General features: G+C 59.8%; 18 protein-coding genes. 7 read left to right on the forward strand and 11 right to left on the reverse strand.

Going from position 1 to position 19,846, the window contains the following annotated elements; genetic code table 11:
- Nucleotides 1-7 precede the first annotated feature (7 nt).
- Together ABHV46_RS02975 and ndk are read right to left on the reverse strand one after the other, a co-directional pair.
- Nucleotides 8-484, reverse strand: a complete 477-nt coding sequence (locus ABHV46_RS02975) for a hypothetical protein (protein ID WP_438382644.1) — start codon at nucleotides 482-484, stop codon at nucleotides 8-10.
- Between the two features lie 371 nt (nucleotides 485-855).
- Entirely contained in the window at nucleotides 856-1,278 is a 423-nt protein-coding gene (gene ndk / locus ABHV46_RS02980) for a nucleoside-diphosphate kinase (RefSeq protein WP_188425244.1), read from the reverse strand.
- Nucleotides 1,279-1,395: 117 nt separating this feature from the next.
- Between ndk and ABHV46_RS02985 the strand changes: the two genes are divergently transcribed.
- The 3 genes from ABHV46_RS02985 to ABHV46_RS02995 all read left to right on the forward strand — a co-directional run bounded on the left by ABHV46_RS02985 (nucleotide 1,396) and on the right by ABHV46_RS02995 (nucleotide 5,634).
- Entirely contained in the window at nucleotides 1,396-3,288 is a 1,893-nt protein-coding gene (locus tag ABHV46_RS02985; RefSeq protein ID WP_438384198.1) for an ABC-F family ATP-binding cassette domain-containing protein, read from the forward strand.
- Between the two features lie 44 nt (nucleotides 3,289-3,332).
- Nucleotides 3,333-4,451, forward strand: a complete 1,119-nt coding sequence (locus ABHV46_RS02990) for an AI-2E family transporter (protein WP_438382645.1) — start codon at nucleotides 3,333-3,335, stop codon at nucleotides 4,449-4,451.
- A gap of 409 nt (nucleotides 4,452-4,860) precedes the next feature.
- Entirely contained in the window at nucleotides 4,861-5,634 is a 774-nt protein-coding gene (locus tag ABHV46_RS02995) for a MerR family transcriptional regulator (protein ID WP_438382646.1), read from the forward strand.
- Between the two features lie 99 nt (nucleotides 5,635-5,733).
- On the opposite strand, the gene ABHV46_RS03000 is transcribed toward ABHV46_RS02995, so the two are convergent.
- The 3 genes from ABHV46_RS03000 to ABHV46_RS03010 are packed head-to-tail and all read right to left on the reverse strand — an operon-like array spanning nucleotide 5,734 to nucleotide 9,376.
- Complete coding sequence (locus tag ABHV46_RS03000; RefSeq protein WP_438382647.1) at nucleotides 5,734-6,195, reverse strand: hypothetical protein; 462 nt, start codon at nucleotides 6,193-6,195, stop codon at nucleotides 5,734-5,736.
- The gene (locus ABHV46_RS03005; RefSeq protein WP_438382648.1) at nucleotides 6,192-7,349 is read right to left on the reverse strand and encodes a DegT/DnrJ/EryC1/StrS family aminotransferase; all 1,158 of its coding nucleotides are present in this window, start codon (nucleotides 7,347-7,349) and stop codon (nucleotides 6,192-6,194) included. The genes ABHV46_RS03000 and ABHV46_RS03005 overlap by 4 nt, the downstream gene beginning before the upstream one ends.
- Before the next feature lie 53 nt (nucleotides 7,350-7,402).
- Nucleotides 7,403-9,376: a polysaccharide biosynthesis protein gene (locus ABHV46_RS03010; RefSeq protein WP_438382649.1), complete on the reverse strand. Its 1,974-nt coding sequence runs from the start codon at nucleotides 9,374-9,376 to the stop codon at nucleotides 7,403-7,405.
- A 136-nt stretch (nucleotides 9,377-9,512) separates the two neighbouring features.
- On the opposite strand from ABHV46_RS03010, the gene ABHV46_RS03015 reads away from it, so the two are divergent.
- On the forward strand, nucleotides 9,513-10,517 hold the full coding sequence (locus tag ABHV46_RS03015; protein WP_438382650.1) for a glycosyltransferase family 4 protein: 1,005 nt from the start codon (nucleotides 9,513-9,515) through the stop codon (nucleotides 10,515-10,517).
- Nucleotides 10,518-10,525: 8 nt separating this feature from the next.
- Here ABHV46_RS03015 and ABHV46_RS03020 read toward each other — a convergent pair whose 3' ends face one another.
- From ABHV46_RS03020 to ABHV46_RS03030, 3 genes are all read right to left on the reverse strand, one after another.
- On the reverse strand, nucleotides 10,526-11,056 hold the full coding sequence (locus tag ABHV46_RS03020) for a GNAT family N-acetyltransferase (protein ID WP_438382651.1): 531 nt from the start codon (nucleotides 11,054-11,056) through the stop codon (nucleotides 10,526-10,528).
- A gap of 172 nt (nucleotides 11,057-11,228) precedes the next feature.
- Nucleotides 11,229-11,633, reverse strand: a complete 405-nt coding sequence (locus ABHV46_RS03025) for a MarR family transcriptional regulator (protein ID WP_336945121.1) — start codon at nucleotides 11,631-11,633, stop codon at nucleotides 11,229-11,231.
- Nucleotides 11,634-11,900: 267 nt separating this feature from the next.
- On the reverse strand, nucleotides 11,901-13,310 hold the full coding sequence (locus tag ABHV46_RS03030) for a leucyl aminopeptidase family protein (RefSeq protein ID WP_438382652.1): 1,410 nt from the start codon (nucleotides 13,308-13,310) through the stop codon (nucleotides 11,901-11,903).
- A 90-nt stretch (nucleotides 13,311-13,400) separates the two neighbouring features.
- Here ABHV46_RS03030 and ABHV46_RS03035 point away from each other — a divergent pair, with 90 nt between their 5' ends.
- The 3 genes from ABHV46_RS03035 to fdxA all read left to right on the forward strand — a co-directional run bounded on the left by ABHV46_RS03035 (nucleotide 13,401) and on the right by fdxA (nucleotide 16,736).
- Entirely contained in the window at nucleotides 13,401-15,959 is a 2,559-nt protein-coding gene (locus ABHV46_RS03035) for a helicase-related protein (RefSeq protein WP_438384202.1), read from the forward strand.
- Nucleotides 15,959-16,249, forward strand: a complete 291-nt coding sequence (locus tag ABHV46_RS03040) for an RNA-binding S4 domain-containing protein (RefSeq protein ID WP_438382653.1) — start codon at nucleotides 15,959-15,961, stop codon at nucleotides 16,247-16,249. The genes ABHV46_RS03035 and ABHV46_RS03040 overlap by 1 nt, the downstream gene beginning before the upstream one ends.
- Nucleotides 16,250-16,403: 154 nt before the next feature.
- A complete protein-coding gene (fdxA, locus tag ABHV46_RS03045) occupies nucleotides 16,404-16,736 on the forward strand; it encodes a ferredoxin FdxA (protein ID WP_025841814.1) in 333 nt (110 codons plus the stop codon).
- Between the two features lie 166 nt (nucleotides 16,737-16,902).
- On the opposite strand, the gene cyoD is transcribed toward fdxA, so the two are convergent.
- The 3 genes from cyoD to cyoB are packed head-to-tail and all read right to left on the reverse strand — an operon-like array spanning nucleotide 16,903 to nucleotide 19,845.
- A complete protein-coding gene (cyoD, locus tag ABHV46_RS03050) occupies nucleotides 16,903-17,238 on the reverse strand; it encodes a cytochrome o ubiquinol oxidase subunit IV (RefSeq protein WP_336945117.1) in 336 nt (111 codons plus the stop codon).
- Nucleotides 17,238-17,855 (reverse strand): cytochrome o ubiquinol oxidase subunit III, encoded by a 618-nt coding sequence (gene cyoC / locus ABHV46_RS03055; protein ID WP_336945116.1) that lies wholly within the window; start codon nucleotides 17,853-17,855, stop codon nucleotides 17,238-17,240. Before cyoC ends, cyoD begins: the two co-directional genes overlap by 1 nt.
- A gap of 1 nt (nucleotide 17,856) precedes the next feature.
- Nucleotides 17,857-19,845 (reverse strand): cytochrome o ubiquinol oxidase subunit I, encoded by a 1,989-nt coding sequence (gene cyoB / locus ABHV46_RS03060; RefSeq protein ID WP_438382654.1) that lies wholly within the window; start codon nucleotides 19,843-19,845, stop codon nucleotides 17,857-17,859.
- Nucleotide 19,846 lies beyond the last annotated feature (1 nt).

Genomic DNA, 19,846 nt, shown 5'->3' on the forward strand with positions numbered 1-19,846 from the left:
TTCGACCTTAACGATTTGCGAGTTTAACAGACAAGAGCGCCACATGATCGGGAGATTTCCGCGCAAGAAAAAGAGTGCGCCCGGGTTCAACCCAGCGCATATCACCGTCGAGATAAGGATCTGCTGAGCCAGCGCACAACATTCCGATCTCGGATACCGCATCGACTTCCGAAACAATAATTTTGTCGAATAGCGCCGAAGCCACATCCCGAACTGACGCAACAACTTCAGACGGGGCTGACCGATAGCGGAAAGTCACTTGATGAACGTCGGGAAGGAGAATGTAGCAGCATTCGTCTCCGGACATGCCAAGCTTTTCAAGCGAGCGGCCATCTTCAGTCAGAACGGTAATATCCGGATCGGTGATCTCGATCTGTTTCTGCGGAGCCTGCTCGTACCTGCGCGGAAACGGGACGACCCTGTTCTGGCTCGGCCCGGTAAAATGCCCCGATGCTGACGCTGCACTATTTGGTGACCACACCATATCAAATACACTCTTCCATTATTACTGGTCTACTGGATACTCCGCAATTTTTATCACTGTTTTTCCTTCGGTTCTGCTTACCCGGGATGAAAAACATATAAAATTTCATGACACGCTCATCCCGAGCGTTAATATCTAGTGCCATCTGTCGAATATGACGAAAATTATCGTCAACATGTTAATGACAGTACAGTGACCGAAAGTTCTCTTCGAGACCGGGCAACAAAAAAGGCGGCGCGAAGCCACCTTTCCTGTTGCTTGTCACGGGGCATCATTCCGGGGAGGTGATAAATCTCGGGGCGGAAAGTCCGTGCTATTTAAAGCCACGCCCGTGTTACGCGAACGAAACACGGGCCTGAATAGAAAGTATCTTACGCGCAGATTTCGGTCTCGGCGAAGAAGAAGGCGATTTCGTTCTTGGCGTTCTCGAGGCTGTCCGAACCGTGCACGGAGTTGGCTTCGATGCTCTCCGCGTAGAGCTTGCGCACGGTGCCGTCTGCTGCCTGGGCAGGGTTGGTGGCGCCCATGACTTCACGATGGCGGGCAACGGCGTTTTCGCCCTGGAGAACCTGCACGACAACCGGCTCGGCCAGCATCGAGGAGACGAGGCTGCCGTAGAAGGGGCGTTCGGCGTGAACGGCATAAAAGGCCTTGGCCTGATCTTCCGTCAGCTTGATGCGCTTCTGCGCGACGATACGCAGACCGGCGTCTTCGAACACGGCATTGATCTTGCCGGTCAGGTTGCGACGGGTTGCGTCAGGCTTGATGATCGAAAGGGTACGTTCCAGGGCCATTGCGGCATCTCCTGCACAAAAAAGGGAAGCGGTGAACGCCCCTCCCCTAGAGCAAAACAACACTTCCTGATAGTCCGCATGGCATCAAAACGCGTCCATCCTGCCGGGGAATTTGCAGTGAGCCTTCTGACCATCACCGATCTGACCCTGCGCATTGCCGGGCGCGTCCTTCTCGACAACGCCTCTCTGAGCGTCGATCCGGGTCGAAAGATCGGCCTGGTGGGGCGAAACGGCGTTGGCAAATCGACACTGCTTGCCGCCATTGCCGGCGATCTGCACCCCGATGGCGGCACGATCGTCCTGTCGAACCGAGCCAGTATGGGCCGGGTCAAGCAGGAAACGCCAGAAGGCGAGGCCTCCCTCATCGAGACGGTGCTGGCAGGCGATCTGGAACGCGCCCAGCTCCTGCACGATTCCGAGACAGCATCCGACCCGACGCGCCTCGCCGATATCCACGAGCGCCTGCTCGTAATCGACGCCCATACTGCGCCCGCACGCGCCGCGAGTATTCTCTCCGGGCTCGGCTTCGACCATGAGGCGCAGCAACGCCCTGTCTCGTCTTTCTCGGGCGGATGGCGCATGCGCGTTGCCCTCGCCACGGCGCTTTTTCTCAGCCCCGACCTGCTTCTCCTCGACGAGCCGACCAACCATCTCGACATCGAAGCGACGATCTGGCTCGAAAACTGGCTCAAGGCCTTTTCTGGCGCAGCCATCGTGGTCAGCCACGACCGCTCGCTTCTCGACAGCGTGGTCGATTCCATAGCGCATCTCGACAAGGGCAAGATCAATCTGACGCCGGGCGGTTATGACGAGTTCATCCGCATACGGACCGAGCAGGCCTTGCAACAAAACCGCGCCGCCGAGCGCCTTGCCGCCCAGCGGGCACATATGCAGTCTTTCGTCGATCGCTTCCGGGCCAAGGCGACCAAGGCGCGTCAGGCTCAGGCGCGCCTGAAGGCCCTCGCCCGCCTTCCTCAGATCGACTCAGTCGTCGAGGACAGTCCGACACGATTCTCCTTCCCGGAACCTGCCCCCCTCCCGCCACCAATGCTCAGCCTCGACAAGGTAACGGTCGGCTACGACGGACGCGCCGTGCTCTCCAATCTCTCCTGCCGCCTCGATCTCGATGATCGCATCGCGCTGCTGGGCCAGAACGGCAAGGGCAAGTCGACTTTCGCCAAACTTCTGGCGGGGCGACTGGAGCCGATTGCGGGCTCGATGCAACACTCATCGCGGCTGCGCATCGGCTATTTTGCCCAGCATCAGGGCGACGAACTCGTTCTGACCGAAACGCCGATCGATCATATGAGCCGCGCCATGCCCGACGCGACGCCAGTCGCCGTGCGCGCGCAGCTCGACCGCTTCGGCCTGGATGCTGGCAAGGCAGAATCGCGCGTGGGTGATCTCTCAGGCGGCGAAAAAGCCCGCTTGCTTCTGGCGCTTGCAACCAGAAACGCGCCCCACCTTCTGCTGCTCGATGAACCGACCAACCATCTCGACCTGGATGCACGCGACGCCCTCATCAGGGCGTTGTGCGATTTCGAAGGCGCCGTCGTGCTGATCAGCCATGATTCGCATCTCGTAGAATCCGTGGCCGATCGTCTCTGGCTGGTCGATGATGGAACGATCACCCCCTTCGATGAGGATATGGACGGCTATCGCAGCTGGCTGATCGAGCGCGCCAGAAAAGCCGCCAGTGAAACGCGCCTCGAAAGCGGCGCCGATAACAGCGGCCGTCGGGACCAGCGTCGCGATCGCGCCGAACTGCGTCGCGCCTTGGCGCCCCTGCGAAAGGAGGCGAAAGCTGCCGAGCATCTCATGGAGCAGCTGAGCAAAGAGCGCGCAAAAATAGAGACGCGCCTCGCAGACCCGTCTCTTTATGAAAAAAGCGATGCCAGCGAGATAACGAAACTGAACACGCGACTGGCCGCGTTGAGCGCTGAGGAACAGGCGGCAGAGGAACGCTGGCTGAACGCAGAGGCAGAGATAGAGCAGGCGAACCAGAGCTAGGCGTTTTCGTTATGGCCAGTACCGATTATCGAGAACGGGAAAAGATGTCCGAACATCATTCTGACGACGCCCCGACCGCAGGGCGCGAATTGCTACAGATATTCAAAATTCTGCGTTTCACTCTCATCGTCACGATCGTCATTCTGGCGCTATGGCTTCTTGGCGATGTGCTGATGGTTGTGTTCGCAGCGACCCTGTTTGCCGTCATCCTGCATGGGCTGGCGCGCATCCTGCGCGACAAGGCACGCGTTCCCTACCAGCTCGCGGTTGGGTTGGTGGCATTGATCATCCTGATCGCCATCGGGGCTCTGTTCTATTTCAGCGGTCCGCAGATCAGCGACCAATTCGTCAAGCTGAAGCAGGCACTGATCACGCAGTATAGTCAACTACGTAGCCAGATGGGCACCAGCACCTGGGGACAATTCGCGCTCGACCATCTGCCGAAATCCCTCGGAGGAAACGAGCAGGGCAGTGGAGCCTCTCTCGGGGCAGGCCTCGCCAATTCGGTGACCGGTATTCTGAGCAGCGCATTCGGCCTGCTCGGTACGATTGCGGTCATCCTGATCGCCGGGCTCTATTTCGCATTGTCGCCCGCCATTTATGTCGACGGTCTTCTGCGCCTCGTTCCCGAGAGCCATCGCCCGACCGCACGCAAACTCGTCCTCACCGCAGGCACCACGCTATGGTCATGGACCATCGGGCAGGCCTTCGACATGCTGGCGGTCGGTCTGGCTTCGGGCATCGGCCTCGGATTTCTGGGCGTGCCTCTGGCTATGGCGCTGGGCGTCGTGGCCGGGCTCTGCAACTTCATCCCCTATATTGGTGCCATTCTCGGCGCGATACCGGCTGTTCTTATCGCTCTCTCGCAGGGAACGCGCACAGGGCTGATGGTGGCAGGGCTCTACTGCGTCATCCAGTTTCTCGAAGGCAATGTGCTGGCTCCGCTCATTCAGCGGCACGCTGTACACATGCCCCCTGCTCTCGCCATTCTGGCTCAGACCGTATTCGGCACTATCCTCGGTGTGCCTGGGCTTATCCTTGCGTCTCCCCTCACAGCTGCGCTTCTGGCGATAGGCGATACGGCTACGGCACCACTTGAGGAGAAAATGCGTACCGGAGAGACCATGGGTGACTCGCCTTTGTCTCACGATGGTGCTGACTGAGTTCTTTACTCTTTACCCCTTACTGCACTTGACCGCGGTTTTGTTACCGCGTGCCCAGTGCGTGGAGCCGTAAACCAGCACATTCCATTTTGAACAACTCCTTCCGTCGTTTCACCTCGCGAGCCGGTATTCCTGCGAGGAGAGGCGATCTCAGCACCGGGATATTCTGCTCCACGGTCCTGTTCTGCCGCCCGACTGGCTAAGCACAGGACCCTTGCTCGAGATTCAACTGGATACTCACTGAGCGCTGAAACATTCCCGCGCGCACCTGAACCCGGCTCCCTGACACTCCATTCTTCCCCGTTTTCAGAGCATCGCTTCCGACGGTAACGGTGCGTCTCATTTTTCTCTTGCTCCTGACACTGTGTCAGCATCGCATTCTACATGCGGCACAAATGCAGGGGGTTTGATGACACGCGACAGATCGATCGGGGAGATGGCGGCTCAATGCGGGCTCTCGGCACGCAGCCTGCGTCATCTCGAAGAGAAGGGCCTGATATGCCCGAAGCGGAGCGAAGCCGGTCGTCGCGTTTACGGCGCGCAGGAAGTCGGACTTATTACGCGCGTTCTGTTGCTGCGTCAGACCGGTTACCGCCTGTCCGAAATATCATCAGCCATGCTGCACCCCTCCCTGGATGCCCGGAGCCTGGTCGAAACCCAGATCCTGCATCTGAGCGCCAAACAGAGACAGGTCACGCTCATGCTGCGACGTCTGCATGAAACACTGACCCTGCTCGAAACACACGAAGCGCCGGATGTGGATGGGCTTTGTTCCCTTATCAGAGAGGCACAGAACATTATGTCGCAGAATGATCTCAAGACAGTCGCAAAGCAGTATTTCACGGAAGAAGAGTGGGAACGCTGGCAGGAAGTGGGCAACAAGCTGTTTCCGGGCGAGGCCCGCACCCGGTACGAGCAAGAATGGTCAACGCTCCTCGACCGCATCGAAAAAGCCATTGCATCAGATGTTGCACCCGGTTCACCCGAAGCCGTTCTACTCACGCAGGAATGGATGACCCTGCAGCAGCCCATGGTCGAGGCACTCGGCAAGGAACATTGGAACAAGGCCGCCAGAATGTATGGCGATATGGCGCAATGGGAGACCGAGACCGCCAGGGCGCCATTCAGCCAGGAAGTCTACCGCTTCATTTCAGAGACCGCCCGTCTCACCCGTGGAAGCTGAGCGAAAAGGGGGGCAGGTTTGCCCTACCCCCCTTTTTTCCATTTCTCGCTGTTCCCGCGTTGCGCGTAGAAGAGACGGCGCAAGGGGGCAAAATGTGCCTCAGGGCACGTCCGTCTTCCGGAAACCTTGCCCGTCTATCAGATGATGGAGAAGGGCCCAGTCTTCGTCGCTGAAACTCTGCACCTTGAGACGGGCTTGAGAATTGACGCGTGTTATAGCTGTATTGTTCCAGTCAGCACCGCTGATTCCGGTCCAGAGCGCCAGTTCGAACGCCCCGCCATCCGGGTTACGACCTCTGATCACAACATCGCCCGTCGAAGGTGCGGGAGATGTGAGCGGCGCCCAATGGCTCTTATGGCCCTTGAGCCACTGATTGAGCTGCCTTGTCTCGTCCGCGTTCAGCACGCGAGTTTGCCCGGTCTGCTCGATTGTGAGCGTCACATCGCTCACTGTCTCGAATTTGAGCGGCCGCAGCGACGGTAGAGCGAAAGCCCATATGATCGCGACCGTCGCAAGCACGAGAGTGACAAATCCGACAACGAAAAGTGTTTCCTTTCTCACTCGCCGCGCTCCAGAGAGAAAAAACCCTGAACGGCAGCGATGATCCGTGCCACCTCGTCATCAGTCAGTTCAGGATGCAGCGGCAGGGCCAGAATACGCGCGCCCAGCCCTTCGGAAACCGGCAGCGTGACCGTCTCGTCATGATGCTCTGCGTAGGCGGGCTGCTCATGAAGCGGCTTCGGGTAATAGACCACGCTGGGAATGCCCTCGTCACCGAGATGGGCCTGAAGCGCGTTACGTATTTCCGCGTCGGGAAGCAAAATCGAATAGATTGCCCACGCGCTTCGTGACCCGGCCACACGTTGAGGAGTCGTGACCAGACCGGACAGAGCTGCATCATAACGACACGCTATGGTCTCACGCCGCTCCAGCTCCTCTTCGAAACGATCGAGCTTGGCAAGCAGGATGGCTGCCTGAAGCGTGTCGAGACGGCCATTCAGCCCGATACGCAGTACTTCATAGCGCGTACGCCCCTCGCCATGGCTGCGCAGCGAGCGATAAAGCGCCGCACGTTCGGCATCGTCGGTCAGTATCGCCCCGCCATCGCCATAGGCACCCAACGGCTTGGATGGAAAGAAAGATAGCGTCGTCGCCAGAGCCTCACGCCCCAGCTTGCGACCATCAAGCGAGGCACCGAAAGCCTGGGCGCAATCGGCCATGAGAATCAGATCCTGCTCGGCGGCGATGCGCCGCAGGGCTTCCCACGAGGCGGGCTGGCCAAAAAGATCGACGCCGATGATCACGCGCGGCTCAAGCTCTTCCTGCGCGCGGATGGACGCGATACGCGCAGCGAGATTGCCTGGGTCGATCTGAAAGGTTGCGGGATCGACGTCGACAAACACAGGCGTCGCCCCGAGCAGGAGCACGACTTCTGCCGTGGCGGTATAGGTGAAGGCTGGCAGAAACACCGCGTCGCCCGGCCCGATCTCTTCTGCCATGAGTACCATCAGCAACGCGTCGGTACCCGATGAGACGCTGATTGCATGGGCGGCGCCGCTATAGGCACAAAGCCGCGACTCAAGTTCCTGAACTTCAGGCCCCATCACGAATTTGCAATGGGACAGGACGGTATCGATGCGCTCGCGCAAGGGCGCGCCCAGTCGGGCCTGCTGTCTCGGCAGATCGAGAAATTGGATGGGGGCTTTTTCGCTCATTGCACCTTGTTTCCATCTTCAGCCACCGAAGGCGACCCTCATATGGCGCTGGACTATGCCACAGACCCGTCATTTTTCGAAGGCGACGCATCGCCGCTGTTTTCAGTCGTACCTGCCTGCAGGCGACGTACTTCACCCAGAGGATTATGCGCGAATTCGGGCACCAGCTCTTGCATGACGCCCAGCGCCTGTTCGACCTCATCGCGATGACTGACCCGCTCCAGTTCCTGAAGCAGGGCGGCGGCTGCGTTAAGATCGACAATCCGAGGCGTGGCCATCTTGAGCCCGGGCGCATCGGTCGGCACAGGCGCCTCACGCCCGTGAAACAGCTCTTCGTACAGTTTTTCGCCAGGGCGCAGTCCGGTGAAACGGATCGCCACGTCCTCATCGGGCTTGAGGCCCGCGAGACGGATCATCTGTCGCGCCAAATCCAGAATGCGCACGGGCTCGCCCATGTCGAGGACGAAAATGCCGCCCTGCTGCAAGCGCATATCCGTCTCGTCGGTCTGGTTACGCAAGGCCGTGCCACGTACGCTGGCCTGCAACACAAGCCCAACGGCTTCAGGCACCGTCATGAAATACCGCGTCATGCCGGGATGCGTCACCGTCAACGGGCCGCCCTGCTCGAGTTGACGCCGGAACAAGGGAACCACAGAGCCGGTCGACCCCAGGACGTTACCGAAGCGCACAGTGACGCAGCGGAAGCTCGATCCTCTCGCCTCGGCGGCCACGGCAAGCGCCTGACAATAGATTTCCGCGCAGCGCTTGGAGGCGCCCATGATGCTCGACGGATTGACCGCCTTGTCGCTCGAGATGAGCACCATGGCCGAGGCGGCATGGCGTATGGCCGCATCGGCCACGATGCGCGTGCCGATCACGTTGGTCAGCACGCCCTCGCAGGGATTGGCCTCGACGATAGGCACATGTTTCAGCGCGGCTGCATGAAAGACCAAAGCGGGTTTATGTGTCGCAAAAATCTCATCGACACGCTGCGCATCACGTATATTGGCCACGATCACCTGACGCGGCACCAAGGGGTAACGCTCGGATAATTCGAGATCGATCTGCCAGAGCGCAAATTCGCCATGGTCGAGCAAGAGCAACTGACTGGGGCCGAATTGGGCGACCTGACGAACCAGCTCTGACCCTATCGTGCCGCCTGCTCCGGTAACCAGTACCACCTGCCCCTGAATAAGACGCGCCATGCCCTCCCGGTCGAGCGGCACTTCGGGGCGGTTCAGAAGGTCTTCCAGAGCGATAGGCCGCATCTGGATTTCCTCGGCAGGTGTCAGGCTGGTGAGCGACGGCGCGCGCTGGACGGCAATGCCATGGGCCTGACCCGCATCAAGGACGACGGAGAGCTGCGAACCGCGCCACTCGGGATCGGTGACGATCACGCTATCCGGCAGGGAGTCGCCCTGGCTCATGCGTGCGAGTACGGCCGACAGATCGTTGGCAACACCCAGTATCGGCACGCCATGCAGACGACGACCCTGTTGCCCGGGTGATCTCGTGACCAGACCGAGCACATCGTAATGCCTGTCCGAAGCGCGTTCGAGCGCACGCAGGAACAGATCGGCGCTCAGATCCGACCCGGCCAGGAGCACCCGTATTTTTTGCCCCTGCGCCTGCTGCCGCACTGTGCCATAGACTCGGGTCAGGAGACGTCCCCCTCCAAGCCCTACGAGCAGAACGAGGGCGTAGATGAGGGGAAAAGTCGGAGACGGAAGCGGAAACCCCGTCAGAAAAATCATGAGCGAGAAGAGTGCTGCACCCGCGACCGACGCAGCGGCAATGCCCCTCAGATCGGCAACTCCCGAAAAGCGCCAGTATTGCTGCGGGATACGAAAGGGGAGCCCGCTCACAATCAGGGTGATGGCCCCGCCCATGATGAACCAGAGCGGATGCAACAGCCCGTCATGAGGGGCCGCCAGAAAGCGCGCCACCGGCGCCGCCAGCCCTGAAATCAGGCCATCGGCGAGGACATTGACAGCGATACGCCCGGTCGGTCGGTGGCGTCTCGCCACGGATTGAGGCACGGGAGCTGGACTATGAGGATGTTGCTTCGCGTTCACGCGACACTTATAGCCCCAAAATCGTTTCCCCGGCGATGGGCTCTCACCACGCTTTTATACTGCTCGTGAAAAAAATGCGGATCTGAAGATGATACCCCTGATCATTTGTTGTCTCAGCGCTGCTGGCATCAGCGTCGCCCTCATCTTTCACATGATCCGCGTCGGGGTGATGGACGTGCCGGGCCACCGCAGTTCACACACCCGTCCCACCCCGAAAGGCGGCGGTATTGGCATCGTCGTCGGCTTTCTTCTCGTCTTTCCGATCAGCCAGCTCTGGACGCAGGGAGATCTGCCAGGGATTTCCCTGCTCCTGCCCCTCCTCGCCATTGCGCTGCTGGCGCTTTTCTCCTGGCTCGACGACATCCACTCCTATCGGGCGTCTTTGAAACTGGGTGTTCAGGGTATCGCCGCGCTCATGGTGCTGACTGGCATGGCTTTCGGCGGCCAAGCCTTGCCGGACGTCTCGCTGCCGCTCCTCGCCTGCCTGCTCGGAATCGACTTCTGCTGGCTCGTCTATGTCACCAACGCGCTCAATTTCATCGATGGCATCAACGGTCTGGCATCGGGCAGCATGGCGCTCAGCGCCTTGATCATGGCGTGGCTCTTCGAACAAGCGGGGCAGGCCGGGCTGACGCATGCTGCGCTGATATTGACCGCCTGCCTCATTGCCTTTCTGCCATTCAACTTCCCGAAAGCGCGCATCTTCATGGGGGATGTAGGCAGTCAGGGCGCGGGGCTGGCACTGTCTTGGTTCGGGCTTGAGGCCGCACTCGCAACATCCCATCCTCTCATCATGCCCTTTCTGCTCTGCGGCATTCTGTTCGACGTTGCTTTCACGCTGATGCGACGCGCGATCGCTGGCGACGCTCTGGCGCAGGCTCATCGCAGCCATCTTTACCAACTGGCGACACGCGCCGGTATGTCCCCGGTTCTGGTGACGCTGATCTATTGGCTGTTCGTGATATGGGGCGGTTTCGTCTGTGTGCAGCCCCTGCCACTTGGGGCAAGACTGGCTCTGCTTCTCACGCCACAGATTCTCTGGATGGCGCTGGTCACCTCCCGCGCGCGCAATGCTGCGCTGGGCAAGTGGTAAGGGCCATCTCAGCCGGGCTTGAGACGTTCGAATATCAGAATCGGTTCACCTAAATAGGTTGATCGTGCAAAGAGGCTGAAGCCGTGACGTGCTGCCACGCCGAGAGAGGCCCTGTTTTGCGGGTCGATGATACAGACAGACCGCTTGTGTCCCTTCTCACGATCGAGCCACGAACAGGCTGCGGCCACAGCCTCCTGCCCATATCCTTGGCCGTGGCACCATGACGCAAGAACCCACCCGGCTTCGGGAAAGCCATCGAGTGTTGGCTCGATGCCGCGGATATTTTCACCAAAACCGACCGTTCCGACGAAGCGACCCGATTGCCGCTCGCGCACGATCCAGAAGCCGAAACCGAGAATATCCCAAAAGCCGCGATAGCGTATCAACCGCTCCCAGCTATCGGAGCGGGTCGCGGGCAAACGCGTCGTATACCGCGTTACAACAGGATCAGCGCGCATGGTCGCGAAATCGTCGAAATCTCCCAACGCCGGAAGCGCCAGAGTCAGACGCTCTGTTTCGATCTCTCGCGCATCGCTCATGATACTTCACCTGTTACGGCCTCGGGGTCTTCCCGCCTGCCGGTGGGTCAGAAAGCGACAAGCCCTCTCGAGACAAAAAAAGCCGCCCCCTCTCGGGAAGCGGCCTTTCGGTCTTCAGCCCCGCCAGAGTCCTTCAACAAGAAGGGCTCTGGCGGAAGCCATGGCTTCGCAATCAGCCAGCGATACGGCGCACATTCATGCGTTCGACCGAGCTGCGCGCAGTCTTGGCAGCAGGCTTCGTCGTGCCCGAGGCTTCGCTCATCAGCGAGCGCATTTCGCGCAGGAAAGCCGAGCCCTTGAGCGTGCGCTGCACCAGAACCGAGCGGCGATCCAGCGGATCGACCTTGCGACGGGCGAGGTCCAGTTCACCGAGGCGGTCGAGGGCACGCGTGATGGCGGGTTTGGAAACATTGAGTTCCTGAGCAAGGCCGCGAACTGTGTGCGCCCCGTCCTGCAGATAGCAGGTCAGAAACACACCAAGCTGACGCGCCGAGAGATCAGGGCCATCCTTGCGCACGAGCGAAACGATCGTGTCGCGAAGAAGGTTCAGCATCTGGTCATTCTGTGCCTGGGCCATCGAAAAAACTCCTGAATGCGTCGCGCAGTGGGCGCGGCTGAAATGGTCTTACCCGTCGCCCAAGTAAGCCACCCCGGATTTGCCAGCAGACATTTCCGGGACGCCACGCCTTGGGTGCGTGTCCTATCGGCGCTTGCTCTAGGAATGGGGCGGGTTACGTCCCGATCAGCGTTGCATTCCTACAACATGCGCCAAACGATACGCAGTCATATAGGTTCGTTTTGGTAATCGGTTTAGTATCTTTTTGTTGAAACTCAGGGACTAAGCTCACGACAACCCTGCCTTTTCATTAATCATTCGTAATGTCGCCTCCACCAAGGCGCGAAGTGCAAGTGTTTCTCCACCCTCCGGGCGACCGGGAATTGAGCTGTCATTCCACGCATAAGTGTCGATATGTGCCCATTTTACAGTGGGTTCTACGAAGTGCTGTAAAAACAGAGCGGCGGTTATGGCGCCCGCCATCGGCTTGTCGGTGACATTGCCAAGATGGGCATTTTTGCGGCAGAGCCATGCGTCGTAGCCATGCCAGAGTGGCAATTGCCACATGGCATCGCCCAGCTCCGCCCCCGCACTCAAGAATATTTGAGCCCATTCAGGGTTGTTACAGAAAAGGGCGGGTAGATCCGGGCCCAGCGCCACACGGGCCGCGCCTGTCAGAGTCGCGGCATCGAGCACCCATTCGGGCTGCTGTTCACAGGCCTCTGTAAGCAGGTCGCTCAAAACCAGACGCCCCTCGGCATCGGTATTGCCGACTTCGACCGTCAGTCCGGCGCGGGTCGTGAGTATATCGCCGGGGCGCATCGCATGGCCCGAAATGCTGTTTTCGACGCAGCCGAGGCGAAGTTCGAGGCGGATCGGAAGATCCTGCGCCATGATCACATGCGCCAGAGCCAGCATCAGCGCCGCGCCGCCCATGTCCTTCTTCATCCGCAGCATGCCGCTCGCGGGTTTGATGTCATAGCCGCCCGTATCGAAGCAGACCCCCTTGCCCACGAGCGAGAGCAACGGCGCATCGAGCGGCGCCTTGCTGCCGCGCCACTGAGCCTTTACCACCTGGGCAGGCCGGTCGGACCCCGCCCCCACAGCCGAGAGGCAGGGATAGGCCATTGTCAACGCCTCACCCGTAATGATCTCGCACACTGCGCCCTGAGCCGAAACCACCGCCGCCGCTTCCTCGGCGAGTTCTTCCGGGCCGAGCAGATTGGCAGGCTGGTTGATCAGATCGCGCCCGAGCCAGGTAGCCTGAGCCAGCGGCAGCACGGCGCGCGCATCGTCGGTCAGGACGAGGCGTGTCGGAAAAGCCACGTCGTGCCCTACGGCGAACCGATAAGCCCCCATACAAAAGCCGAGTGTCGCATCCTGCTCGATATCGGGGCAGAGCATGCGCACTGGCTCAGAAGAGGCAATCTGCCATTCCCCTGCGGGGAGCCCCGTCGCAAGCGCCCCGAATCGTGCAGCGTCACGCCTGGTGGCATCTATGACAAAAACAGCCTTCGCGACGCCTTCGCCGCCCGGCACGAGATAAAGCCTGCCGCATTGCGGCTGTCCTGCCATTTCGAGCAGGGCAGCGGCCTGAGGCCCGAGCAGACCGGTCAGATCCTGATCCGGCAGGACGATATGGACGGTTCTCGCCTTATCGGCTTTCTGCACCAGACAGAATTGTTCAGGATTGCGCATTCACATCGCCCTTTCGCCGTCATTCATATTCCCCGAGCGGGGGTATTCGAGCTGTGCCAGCCACAGGGGCGTCTTGCAATTCCGGCGCTCATGCACAAGCATCAGAGCATGAAGACCCAGCACCATGTCATGCCTCGCAGGGTTCGCGCCGTGCTCGGACCCACCAATACCGGCAAGACCCATTACGCGCTGGAACGGCTTCTGGCCCATGAATCGGGAATTATCGGCTTTCCGCTTCGCCTGCTCGCCCGCGAGAACTACGAACGCATGGTGCGGCTGAAGGGCGCGCGCTTCGTTGCCCTGATTACCGGCGAGGAAAAAATCGTCCCGCCGGATGCCAGATGGTTCTCCTGCACGACTGAGGCCATGCCGCTCACGCGCAAGGTCGAGTTCTTAGCGGTCGATGAGATCCAGCTCAGCAGCGACCCGGATCGGGGGCACGTCTTTACCGACAGGCTTCTCAACGCGCGCGGCAATGTCGAGACGTTGTTTCTCGGCGCCGAGACGATACGCCCCTTGTTGCAACGTCTCGTACCCGGCATCGAGATCGATACGCGGCCACGTCTGTCGAGCCTCGTTCATACCGGACATACCAAGCTCTCCCGCCTGCCTGCGCGCTCCGCCATCGTCGCCTTCTCGGCGGCGGAGGTCTATGCCATTGCCGAGATCATTCGCCGACGACGCGGCGGCTGTGCGCTCATCATGGGCCAGCTCTCCCCGCGCACACGCAATGCACAGGTCGAGCTCTACCAGAACAAGGATGTCGATTATCTGGTGGCGACAGACGCCATTGGCATGGGTCTCAATATGGACGTCAACCATGTTGCCCTCGCCTCTCTGACCAAGTTCGACGGTGCCTCGCTGCGCCCGCTGACAGCGCAGGAATGCGCCCAGATCGCGGGACGCGCCGGGCGCGGCATGAAAGATGGGACGTTTGGCACGACCGCAGAGGCACGCCCCATGTCGGAGGCACTGGGTGACGCCATAGAGGCGCATCGCTTCGACCCGATCGAGCGGATAAGCTGGCGCAACGCAGCACTCGATCTTACGTCGCCTGATGCCCTGCTGGCGAGCCTGAATGCCGCCCCACCCCGACGCGGTCTGGTTGCCGGCCGCCCGGCTTCCGACGTGCTTACACTTGAAACCCTGTCGGGAGAACGCGACATACGCGATGCTGCACGCGGCAGAAAGGCGACCGCCCTTCTGTGGGAGGTCTGCCAGATCCCCGATTTCCGCAAACTGGGCGATGACTCCCATGTGCGGCTCTGCCACCGCCTGTTCATGCATCTTCTGAATGACGGGGGCATTCCTGCCCAGTGGTTCGAGACGCATATCGCCGGCTTCTCCAGGCTCGAGGGCGATATCGACACGTTGATGCATCGACTGACCGGTATTCGCGTCTGTGCCTATGTCGCTGCCCGTAGCGAGTGGAGTGATCGCGCCCTGCACTGGCAGGAGCGCACAAGAGAGGTCGAAGACCTGCTCTCCGATGCCCTGCATGAGCGCCTAACCGCCCGCTTCGTGGACCGAAGGGCCACGTCCCTCCTCCGCCGCCTCGACAATGATGGCTCCAGAGAGTTGCTGTCAGCCGTCACCACGGACGGACAGGTTATCGTCGAGGGCCATGCAGTCGGAACGATAGAAGGCTTCACGCTCAAGCCAGATCGGGAGGACGCCCTCCCCGAGAAAAAACTCATGCTCCGTGCGGGGCGCCGGGCGCTGCTGCACGAAATTCCACGACGCGTTCAGGCCCTGACTGTCTCTGACGACAGCGATTTCGCGCTCGATAGCCATACTGGCACTCTTTCATGGCAGGGCGTCGTCATCGCGCGCCTTGCAAGAGGGACAGCATTGCTGAGCCCGGGCACTCAGATACTCGGCGGGGAATTTTCCGACACGAAACAGCGCGATCTGGTTCAGGAGCGCCTTCAGGCGTTCGTTCGAGCAACGCTGAGGAAGGCTCTGGCACCGCTTTACGCTCTTGCCGCAACGCCTCACCCGTCCTCCGGGCTACGCGGCCTCACCCATCGTCTGATGGAATATGGCGGGGTGGCCCCCCTGCTGCCCGCGGAGCCCAGCAGTCACGGCCAGCAGGCGCTCAGCCATTTTCGCCGTCTGGGTATTTTTTTCTGCCCGTTCGGCGTGTTCATGCCCTTGCTACTCAAGCCGGGGCCGATGGCCTTACGGGCTCTGCTGCTGAGCTTGTGGCATGGGACGGCGCGTCCTGAGTTCAACGCCAGTCAGATTACGCTGGAGGCGCCGCGCAATGTCGTGCTCGCACCTTTAGGCTGGGTCGATGTCGGGGCTTTGTGGCTTCGCCTAGACCGCGTGGAAAAACTTCTAGCAGATCTTCACCGCCTGGCGCGCTCTGCCCCCCGCCCGCTACCCGACGACTTCGCGTCCCGCCATGGACTAGGTAAGAACCAGATCGGCGACATGCTGGTTGCCCTCGGCATACGGCTTCGGTTGCCTGCCCCACTTCCCGCCGATCAGTTTGGGCCGCCCGCCCCGCTCATGCTGCTAGCCGCCGTAAGGCGATCTGACCGTGGAAAGCGCAAGGACCGAGACCGCATAAAGACCTCGGGCATCGTGAAAGACAGCCCCTTCGCCGCTTTGGCTGGGCTGTCGCTCCGGCCGAGGCAACCCTGATGACAGCGCAGGACTACGAACGTCTCGATCTCTGGCTCTGGCACGCGCGCGTATGCCGCCACAGGCAGGATTGCGCAGCGCTTATCGAAAAGGGCGCAGTCCGTATCAACCGACAGGTTACCAGAAAGCCGCACAGCAAGATACGCGTAGGCGATGTGCTGGGTCTCCCCGGCCATCCGCGACCCGAAGTGCGTATCTGGCGCGTCGTGGCGCTGGCCTCACGTCGCGGCTCAGCCTCGGAAGCCGCGCTGCTCTATGAGGTCATTACCGAAAATCAGGGCGAGAGCTGAACTTTACGGGCGTTCTGGCAAACATATGCTTGCCAGAACGGGAAACTTCCGCCTATCTGCGGCATCCCTTTTTGGAAATTCCCTTACGGGGTCACTTGCGCCTCTTGGGATACTCTTGGGCCGTCTGGCCCCAGCTTTACGATCGGAGACACCAATGGCCTATGTGGTCACCGAAAACTGCATACGCTGCAAATACACGGATTGCGTCGAGGTCTGTCCGGTCGATTGCTTCTATGCTGGCGAAAATTTTCTCGTGATCAACCCGGACGAGTGCATCGATTGCGGCGTCTGTGAACCGGAATGCCCGGCAGAAGCGATTTTTCCCGATAGCGACGACCGCGCCACGCCGTGGCTTGAGGTCAACAGCAAATACGCTGCGGTCTGGCCAAACATTACACGCAAGATCGACTCAATGCCCGATGCGGATGAGTGGAAAGACAAGCCGGGCAAAGATGCCATGCTGTCGCCGGAACCGCATAAGGACTGAGACCGGTCCCGATCCCTGAGGGGGCGGCGCCACAAGGATCAAATTCATTTGTGCTGCGCGCCGTAAAAAAAGCCCGGAGGGAAATCCCTCCGGGCTTTTTTGTTACCGGCACTGACCGTGATCCCGAGCGCCCCCAATTTAGGGAGAGGCCGGAAAAGCGGGCATATCAGCGCGACATCATGTTCATGCTGACGTCGTGGATAATGAAGATCGTTCCACCGACGATAATCAGAACGCAAATGGCCGCGAAGGCAAATGCCGTGTTGTTCCAGGACTGGCTCGAGCTGCCATTCATGTGCAGGAAGTAGATCAGATGAACGAAGATCTGAACTACCGCCAGACCGGCAATAACACCGAAGGTCATGCCAGGCGTCATGAGGTGCATCTCGACAATCGCGAAAGCCGCGATCGTCAGGATGGCCGCAATTACGAAGCCGATGATGTACGAGGCGAAGCTGCCGTGAGACTCGCCTTCGTGTTGATGGGTCGATGCTTGGCTCATCAGATCACACTCAACAGATAAACGAAGGTGAACACGCAGATCCAGACGATATCCAGGAAGTGCCAGAAGAGGCTCAGGCACTGGAGCTTGTCCATGTAGCGTGTTGTGAAGACTTGCGGCGTGAAGCTCTGGAGCATGATAACAGCAATCCAGACCAGACCACAGGTCACGTGAAGACCGTGCGTTGCCACCAGCGTGAAGAACGCAGACAGGAACGCGGAGCGATCCGGACCAGCGCCTTCATGAATCAGATGGGCGAATTCCCTGACTTCGAGGACAAGGAACCCGAGGCCGAGCACGAAGGTAACGGCCAGCCAGAGAAGCATGGCGCCCTGCTTGCGGGCAAAAGCCGAAAGCATACCGAACCCGAAGGTGATCGAGCTGAGCAGAAGGAGGGCCGTTTCCAGCCCTACCCCGTTCAGATCAAACAACTCCTTGCCCGTTGGGCCACCGGCAAACTGGGTACGCATGACGGCGAAGGTGGCGAACAGCGTCCCGAAAAGGAGGCAGTCCGTCATCAGATAGATCCAGAACCCGAACACGTTATTCGTGCCGTGATGCTCGTGATCGTCTGCGCCGTGTGCGGTGCCGTGCGGCGTTGCTGAGATATTTGCCATGTTATTCTGCCGCCTGTGCTGTCAGTGAGCGGACATAATTGGCCTGGTCGCGTTCGATTTCGCTAACCGGGACATAATAATCCACGTCAGTATTGAAGCTGCGCAGGATGACCGTTGCGAACACGCCGACGAGGGCGAGCGCTGCAAGCCACCAGATCCACCAGATCGCTGCGAAACCGAGCACGAAGCTGAAAGCACCAACAAAGAAGCCAGCAGCCGTGTTCTTCGGCATATGGATCGGCGTCAGCATCTTGCCTTCATAGCTGCGACGGCCAAGCTGCTTCTCGGTATGGAACGTGTCGATACCATGAATGTCAGGAAGGACGGCGAAGTTATAAGCAGGCGGGGGCGAGGACATCGACCATTCGAGCGTGCGCGCATTCCATGGATCGCCCGTGAAGTCACGGCTCTCCGGCAGGTTGCGATCACGGATCGACACATAGATCTGCATCAGCTGGCAGGCGACACCGACAGCGATAACGGCAGCACCGACTGCAGCAATCTGCATCTGAACATGCCAGTCAGCATTGTCGTAGTGGTTCATACGGCGGGTCATGCCCTCGAAGCCCGCAATGTAGAGCGGCACGAAAGCAAGATAGAAGCCGACAAACCAGCACCAGAAGGCGCGCTTGCCCCAGGCTTCGTTCATCTTGAAGCCGAGAACCTTCGGCCACCAGAAATTCAGACCGGCAACATAGCCGAAATACACACCGCCGATGATGACGTTATGGAAATGGGCGATGAGGAACAGCGAGTTATGCAGCACGAAGTCGGCTGCAGGCATCGCCATCATGACGCCGGTCATGCCACCGATCGAGAAGGTGATCATGAAGCCCATGACCCAGTACATCATGCCGTTGAACTGGATGCGGCCCTTATACATGGTGAAGAGCCAGTTGAAGATCTTCACGCCCGTAGGCACGGCGATAATCATCGTGGCAACACCGAAGAAGGCGTTGACGTTCGGGCCTGCGCCCATGGTGAAGAAGTGATGAGCCCAGACGATGAAGGACAGAACGCCGATCGCAAGCGTGGCGTAGACCATCACGCGGTAGCCGAAGAGCGGCTTGCGCGAGAATGTCTGGGTGATTTCAGAAAACACACCGAAAGCCGGGAGAACCAGAATGTAAACTTCCGGGTGACCCCACGTCCAGATGAGCGAGAGATACAGCTGAACGCTGCCGCCGCCATCATTGGTGAAGAAATGCATCCCGAGGTAACGGTCGAGAGCGAGCTCGGCCAGCGTCACCGTCAGAACCGGGAAGACTGCCATGATCAGAACGACCGTGACGAGAGCCGTCCAGGTGAAAACCGGGAGCTGCATCCAGCCCATGCCGGGCGCACGCATCTTCACGATGGTGACGAAGAAGTTCACACCTGTGAGCAGCGTACCGACACCGGCAAGCTGGACCGCCCAGATGTAATAATCGACACCGACACCAGGGCTGAACTGCTGCTCGGACAAAGGCGGATAAACCAGCCAGCCGCACTGCGCGAATTCACCGATGAACAGCGATACGTTGATGAGAACGGCGCTGATCGTGGTCATCCAGAAGCTCAGCGAGTTCAGGAACGGGAAAGCAACGTCGCGCGCACCGATCTGCAGCGGCACGATAACGTTGAGGAGACCCGTCATGAATGCCATGGCCATGAAGAAGATCATGATCGTGCCATGTGCGGAGAAGATCTGGTCGTAATGGTGTGGCGGCAGGTAACCCGGATTGCCGTTATACGCCAATGCGAGCTGACTGCGCATCATGATGGCGTCGGCAAAGCCGCGGAACAGCATGACGAGGGCGAGCACGATATACATGAGGCCCAGACGCTTGTGGTCGACCGAGGTCAGCCACTCGCGCCACAGATAGCCCCATTTGCCGAAATAGGTGATCGCACCGAGAACGGCGAGTGCGGCGATTACAACGCCTGTGAACGTGCCAACAAGAATAGGCACATCCAGCGGTATCGCCGAAAGTGTTAACTTACCTAACATG

Source organism: Asaia sp. BMEF1 (assembly GCF_051628905.1).
Lineage (GTDB): Bacteria > Pseudomonadota > Alphaproteobacteria > Acetobacterales > Acetobacteraceae > Asaia.

Excerpts from the sequence above, each read along its gene's own strand:
- fdxA (WP_025841814.1), top strand. The coding sequence starts at position 16,404 with ATGGCCTATGTGGTCACCGAAAACTGCATACGCTGCAAATACACGGAT.
- ABHV46_RS03015 (WP_438382650.1), top strand. The coding sequence starts at position 9,513 with ATGATACCCCTGATCATTTGTTGTCTCAGCGCTGCTGGCATCAGCGTC.
- cyoD (WP_336945117.1), bottom strand. The coding sequence starts at position 17,238 with ATGAGCCAAGCATCGACCCATCAACACGAAGGCGAGTCTCACGGCAGC.
- cyoC (WP_336945116.1), bottom strand. The coding sequence starts at position 17,855 with ATGGCAAATATCTCAGCAACGCCGCACGGCACCGCACACGGCGCAGAC.
- ABHV46_RS03005 (WP_438382648.1), bottom strand. The coding sequence starts at position 7,349 with ATGAGCGAAAAAGCCCCCATCCAATTTCTCGATCTGCCGAGACAGCAG.
- ABHV46_RS03035 (WP_438384202.1), top strand. The coding sequence starts at position 13,401 with ATGCACAAGCATCAGAGCATGAAGACCCAGCACCATGTCATGCCTCGC.
- cyoB (WP_438382654.1), bottom strand. The coding sequence starts at position 19,845 with ATGTTAGGTAAGTTAACACTTTCGGCGATACCGCTGGATGTGCCTATT.
- ABHV46_RS02975 (WP_438382644.1), bottom strand. The coding sequence starts at position 484 with ATGGTGTGGTCACCAAATAGTGCAGCGTCAGCATCGGGGCATTTTACC.
- ABHV46_RS02995 (WP_438382646.1), top strand. The coding sequence starts at position 4,861 with ATGACACGCGACAGATCGATCGGGGAGATGGCGGCTCAATGCGGGCTC.
- ABHV46_RS02990 (WP_438382645.1), top strand. The coding sequence starts at position 3,333 with ATGTCCGAACATCATTCTGACGACGCCCCGACCGCAGGGCGCGAATTG.
- ABHV46_RS03040 (WP_438382653.1), top strand. The coding sequence starts at position 15,959 with ATGACAGCGCAGGACTACGAACGTCTCGATCTCTGGCTCTGGCACGCG.
- ndk (WP_188425244.1), bottom strand. The coding sequence starts at position 1,278 with ATGGCCCTGGAACGTACCCTTTCGATCATCAAGCCTGACGCAACCCGT.
- ABHV46_RS03020 (WP_438382651.1), bottom strand. The coding sequence starts at position 11,056 with ATGAGCGATGCGCGAGAGATCGAAACAGAGCGTCTGACTCTGGCGCTT.
- ABHV46_RS03030 (WP_438382652.1), bottom strand. The coding sequence starts at position 13,310 with ATGCGCAATCCTGAACAATTCTGTCTGGTGCAGAAAGCCGATAAGGCG.
- ABHV46_RS03025 (WP_336945121.1), bottom strand. The coding sequence starts at position 11,633 with ATGGCCCAGGCACAGAATGACCAGATGCTGAACCTTCTTCGCGACACG.